Source organism: Rhodococcus sp. (in: high G+C Gram-positive bacteria), assembly GCF_049299235.1.
Classification (GTDB): Bacteria; Actinomycetota; Actinomycetes; order Mycobacteriales; family Mycobacteriaceae; genus Rhodococcus.
The window spans coordinates 1-5,757 of sequence record NZ_JBAQXC010000163.1 but is presented as its reverse complement, the minus strand read 5'-3'; the positions used below and the strand labels follow the sequence as shown (position 1 = coordinate 5,757).

The 5,757-nt window shown below is 69.4% G+C and carries 5 protein-coding genes; all 5 read right to left on the bottom strand.

All coding sequences use genetic code 11. The features are described from left to right. Positions 1-74: 74 nt before the first annotated feature. Positions 75-812 carry a peptidoglycan editing factor PgeF gene (gene pgeF, locus WAX14_RS10100; RefSeq protein ID WP_422627948.1) on the bottom strand — a complete coding sequence of 246 codons (738 nt, stop codon included), beginning with the start codon at positions 810-812 and terminating at the stop codon, positions 75-77. A 2-nt stretch (positions 813-814) separates the two neighbouring features. After that, positions 815-1,999: a cell division protein FtsZ gene (gene ftsZ, locus WAX14_RS10095; RefSeq protein WP_422627947.1), complete on the bottom strand. Its 1,185-nt coding sequence runs from the start codon at positions 1,997-1,999 to the stop codon at positions 815-817. 192 nt (positions 2,000-2,191) lie between these two features. Further along, positions 2,192-2,851: a cell division protein FtsQ/DivIB gene (locus tag WAX14_RS10090; protein ID WP_422627946.1), complete on the bottom strand. Its 660-nt coding sequence runs from the start codon at positions 2,849-2,851 to the stop codon at positions 2,192-2,194. Positions 2,852-2,925: 74 nt separating this feature from the next. After that, positions 2,926-4,458, bottom strand: coding sequence for a UDP-N-acetylmuramate--L-alanine ligase (murC, locus tag WAX14_RS10085; RefSeq protein WP_422627945.1), 1,533 nt, complete (start codon positions 4,456-4,458; stop codon positions 2,926-2,928). Further along, positions 4,455-5,597: an undecaprenyldiphospho-muramoylpentapeptide beta-N-acetylglucosaminyltransferase gene (murG, locus tag WAX14_RS10080; protein WP_422627944.1), complete on the bottom strand. Its 1,143-nt coding sequence runs from the start codon at positions 5,595-5,597 to the stop codon at positions 4,455-4,457. The genes murC and murG overlap by 4 nt, the downstream gene beginning before the upstream one ends. Positions 5,598-5,757 lie beyond the last annotated feature (160 nt).

The following is a 5,757-nucleotide window of genomic DNA, read 5'->3' as shown; positions in this document are numbered from 1 at the left end:
GTCGAGGCGTGCCCGCACCGCGGTGAGGGCGGCGGCGAGTTCGGCGCGCCGAGCGCCCGCCGATCCGAATTCGCTCATTCGGCGGATTGCTCCTCGAGCCAGATCACCGAGGCCAGCCGCCCGGTGGGGGCGCCGCGCCGGTGGCTGAACAACATCGTGTCCTCGATGGTGCACCGTGGGTCCTCCGCCACCGCGGACACACCGAGGTCGAGAAGTTGCCGGCGGAGACCGGCCCTCAGGTCGAGCCCCGGGGTGCCCTTCGCCGTTCGAACGGCACTGCCCGGCAGGTGCGCTTCGACGTCGTCGCGCATCGCTACGGGAACCTCGTAGTGGCGGCCGCTCGCGGCCGGCCCGAAGAACGCACCGATCCGCTCGGGGCGCGCCCCGAGATCGACCATCGCCGCGACCACCTTCGGCAGGATGCCGATGCGGGCCCCGATCCGGCCCGCGTGGGCGGCCGCGATGACACCGGCCTCCTCGTCGGCCAGCAGCACCGACACGCAGTCGGCGCTGAGCGTGACGAGCGCGAGACCGGTGTGCCGGGTGACCAGCGCATCGGTGGCGGGTACCGGACCGTCGACCGGACCGTCGACGACGGTGACGTTGCGGCTGTGGATCTGTTCCATCCACACGAACCGCTCGAACGGCAAACCGATCGCCGAGGCGAGGCGGCGGCGATTCGCGGCGACGGACGCCGGATCGTCACCGACGTGGTCGGCCAGGTTGAACGAATCGAACGGGGGCGCGGATACCCCGCCGGCACGCGTGGTGACCACTCGGCGCGCCCGGAGCGTGCGCTGCGGCACTGTCACTGTCACCGTCGCATGAAGATCGGCACATCGACGTCGTCGTCGCCGTCCTCGTCGTCGACGGGCACGGGACGCGACGGGATACTGCCCGGCGCACCGACCGCACCGGCACCCGTGGACGAGGCGTCACGTCCGGCCTCCTCGGGACGGTCGCTGCGACCGAGGTCGCCGGCGCGGGCCGGACTGATCGTGCCGCTCCGGGCAGCGGACTGGGTGGGCGCCTCCACCGGTCGCCGGGCGGGAGTTCCACCGTCGAACCCGGCGGCGATGACCGTCACCCGCACTTCGTCGCCGAGGGAATCGTCGATCACCGTGCCGAAGATGATGTTGGCGTCGATGTGTGCGGCTTCCTGCACCAGCGACGCCGCCTCGTTGATCTCGAAAAGACCGAGGTCGGAGCCACCGGCGATGGACAACAGCACACCGCGGGCGCCTTCCATCGACGCCTCGAGCAGCGGCGAGTTGATCGCCGCCTCGGCTGCCTTGATGGCCCGCCCTTCCCCTCGCGAGGAACCGATTCCCATGAGCGCGCTGCCCGCACCGGACATGACCCCCTTCACGTCGGCGAAGTCGACGTTGATCAGGCCGGGAGTGGTGATGAGGTCGGTGATGCCCTGGACACCGTTGAGCAGCACCTCGTCGGCGGAGCGGAACGCATCCATGAGGCTGACCGCGGCGTCGCCGAGTTGGAGCAGTCGATCGTTGGGGATCACGATGAGCGTGTCGCACGATTCGCGCAACGCCTGGATGCCGGTGTCCGCCTGACCGCCGCGCCGCTTGCCTTCGAAGGAGAACGGCCGGGTGACCACGCCGACGGTCAGCGCACCGAGTTTGCGCGCGATGCTGGCGACGACGGGCGCACCGCCGGTCCCGGTGCCGCCGCCCTCACCGGCGGTGACAAAGACCATGTCGGCACCCTTGAGCACCTCTTCGATCTCGTCCTTGTGGTCCTCGGCTGCCTTGCGGCCGACCTCCGGGTCGGCGCCTGCACCGAGTCCACGGGTCAATTCCCGCCCGACGTCGAGTTTGACATCGGCGTCGGACATGAGGAGTGCCTGTGCGTCGGTGTTGACGGCAATGAACTCGACTCCCTTGAGTCCCTGCTCGATCATGCGGTTGACCGCATTGACGCCGCCACCGCCGATACCGACGACCTTGATTACGGCGAGGTAGTTGTGCGGGGGCGTCATCGGCTCTCGCCTTCCTGGTTTCGGTTCACGTTTCGATCGATGTCCCAACCGGGCCGGGCTGCCGCAGCAACCCTCAACCACAGGTTGATGGTTATGTCAAGTATTTCCGGACTGGGCGAAACGCTAAGGCACGGCGGCTGCCATTTGCCAGCAGACGCGCCGACGAGCCGCCACGAATTTCCGTGCATCGCATCAACGGACCGTCGGCAGGTCCGGTGCCGCCACGTCGAAGGTCTCCCCCGGCTGGGTGAGCAAGTGCAGGACAACAGCGGCTTTCCGCTCCGAACGGTCCACTCCTCCCCACACCACGACCCGGCCGTCGGACAGGATCAGGGACACGTCCGACGGAGACGGAGCGGCTACCTCCACCACCTGGAACCGCAATTCGGGGGGCAACGAACCGAGCACGTCGATCGCCGCGATCGTCGCCGGATCACCGGTACCCGGGGTCGCGGTGACGAGCCGTGGCGTCTGCATCGGCGGTGGCTCGACAGCGAAGTCCACACCCTCGGCGTCGACCGAATGCGTGCCGTCGGGCGCGTCGAAATACACCTCGGCGACCCGTTCGGTCACCGTGACCCGCACCGTCGACGGATAGACCCTCTGCACGCGCACCTCCGCCACGCGGGGAAACTCCGAAACACGTTGCGCCGCAGCGGCGGTGTCCACCCGCAACAGCGGGGTTCCCTCCGCGACGGCGAGCTGCGTCAGCACGTCCTCCCGCGGAATCGCTTCCGCACCGACGACCGCGACCGTCCGCACCGACAGCAGCGGCGACAGCCAGGCGACCGCGATGACGGCCAACACCCCGATCACCGCCCCGGCACCGATCAACACCGTACGCAACCGCACCGACCGACCGGACGGCCGCCGCGCGGCCGCACGCGCGGTGATTCTCCGAGTCGACGACCGGGTCGGTGTCTCGGTCACGATCTGCCCGACCCCGATCCGTCGACCGAACCCGACCGGAACCTGCCCGGTTTGCTGCGCAGCGCATCGAGGATCTGACGGCCGAGCATCGTCACGTCGCCCGCCCCCATCGTGATGACGATGTCACCGGGCCGGCTCAGGTGCGCAACCTGACGCGGCACCAACGACAGGTCCGGCTGATAGTGCACCGGCTTGGACACCGACTGTGCGACCAGCGCACCGCTCACCCCGGGAATCGGTTCTTCGCGCGCACCGTAGACATCGAGCACGACGACCTCGTCGGCGAGGTCGAGTGCCGCGCCGAACTGCGTCGCGAACGTCTCGGTTCTGGAATACAGATGTGGCTGGAACACGACGATCACGCGGGGCCGCTCGGTACCCGATTCGGAGTACCGCAACGGTTCGCCCGCCACCAGTTCCGCGGCGGCAGCCAGCACCGCTCGTACCTCCGTCGGATGGTGCGCGTAGTCGTCGAACACGCGCACGCCGTGTTCGCGCCCGCTGAACTGGAAGCGCCGGTGGACACCGCCGAATCCGGCCAGGCCCTCGATGACATCGTCGACCGGTGCGCCTGCCTCGATAGCAGCGAGCAACGCGGCCAGCGCATTGAGCGCCATGTGACGTCCGGGCACCGACAGCCGCACGGTGCGCGGAGCGTCCTCACCGGCGAGCTGGAACTCGGCGACACCGCCGACGTCCTTGGCCTCCCAGGCGACCAGCCGCACCCCCACCGGGACACCGTCGACGATGTCGCCGAGACCGATCGCGGCGGCCGACCCGTACCCGGCGACACGCAGGTTCGGAACATCGCGTTCGACGACCCGGCGCGCCAGTGCCGCCGAACCCGGATCGTCCAGGCATACCACCAGCAGCCCACCGGGCGCGATGCGGGCGACGAAATCGTCGAACACCTGCGTGTACGCCTCGGCGGTACCGAAGAAGTCGAGGTGGTCGGCCTCGACGTTCGTCACGATGACCACGTTCGGGTCGTACTGCAACAGTGATCCGTCGCTCTCGTCGGCCTCGGCGACGAAAATGTCCCCACTGCCCTGATGCGCGTTGGTTCCGGACTCGTTCAGCTCACCACCGACCGCGAACGACGGGTCCAGTCCGCAGTGCTGCAAGGTCACCACGAGCATCGACGTCGTCGACGTCTTGCCGTGGGTGCCGGAGACCAGGAAGGTCCGATGCCCGCGCATCAGCGACGCGAGCACGGTCGGACGCAGCAACACCGGGATACCCCGCTCGCGCGCCTCGACCAGTTCCGGATTGTCCTTCGGGATGGCAGCGTGTGTGGTCACCACCGCGGTCGCGCCACCGTCGAGCAGGTCCAGCGCACTCGCGTCGTGCCCGATGCGGACCGTCGCTCCCCGCGCACGCAACGCCAGCACCCCGCGGCTCTCCTTGGCGTCCGATCCGGAGACCTGGCCGCCGCGAGCCAGCAGGATCCGGGCGATGCCGGACATCCCGGCACCACCGATACCCACCATGTGCACCCGCTGCAGTTCGGCGGGGAGCTGCTCGCTCATCGACTACTCCTGTTCGGGCCCGTACCGGCCACCTCGAGCACGATCCGGGCGACTTCGTCTGCCGCGCTACGGTGTCCCGCACCGGCTGCGCGGCGTCCCATCTCGGTGAGCCGCGTCGCGTCGGCGAGCAGCGGGATCACCGAATCCACCACGAACTCCGGTGTCAGGTCGGCGTCCGAGACGATCATTCCACCTCCGGCCGCGACAACCGGGCGGGCGTTCAACTCCTGTTCGCCGTTGCCGTGCGGCAACGGTACGTACACCGCTGGTAGACCGACCGCCGACACCTCCGCAACGGTCATCGCTCCGGACCGGCAGATCACGGCGTCCGCTGCGGAATACGCCAGGTCCATCCGTTCGAGGTAGGGCACGGCCACATACGGGAACCGGTCGTGCTCGGGATGGGCGGGAACATCGAGGGTGTTCTTCGGGCCGTGCGCATGCAGCACCGAGATCCCGGCTTCGGCGAGTTGGGGTGCGGCGCCGCAGACCGCGTCGTTGAGCGACCGTGCCCCCTGCGAACCACCGAAGACGAGGAGTGCCGGCCCGTCCTCGGGCAACCCGAAATGCCGCCGGGCGTCGGCGCGCAGTGCGGCACGGTCCAGGCCGGTGATCGACGCGCGCACCGGGATGCCGACGATCTCGGCGTCGCCGCGGCGCACGATCCCCGACCCCGCGACCGCCGCCAGTACCCGAGCCGCCCGCAACGCGCCGATCTTGTTGGCGATGCCCGCGCCGGCATTCGCCTCGTGCACGACGACCGGGATCCGACGACGACCGCGACCGGCCGCGAGGTAGGCAGGAAGTGCGACATATCCGCCGAAGCCGACGATCACGTCGGCGTCGACCCGGTCGAGGATCTCCCGGGTGCGCCGCACCGACGCGATCACCCGGGCAGGAAGTTTCAGCAGATCCATCGTGGGCTTCCGCGGCAAGGGCACCGGCGGGATCAACTCCAGCGGATACCCGCGCCGCGGAACCAGAGTTGTTTCGAGGCCGCGCTCGGTGCCCAGTGCCGTGACGGTCGCATCGGGCACCAACGCCCGGATCGCGTCGGCCACCGCCAACGCGGGTTCGATGTGCCCGGCTGTGCCACCCCCCGCCACTACCACGGACAAGGCGGACTGCTCCCCACTCACCTACGGTCTCCTCGCTCTCCGGTTCGTCGTTCCCTGCGATTGTTGTTCGAGGCGCGGCCGCTGTTCGAGGCGCGGCCGTTCGTCGCGCGCTCCGCACCCCGTGCGGTCTCCTTCGCCGAACGGGCCCGTCCGGTGCGCTCACCGGCACGCGGTTTCGGGT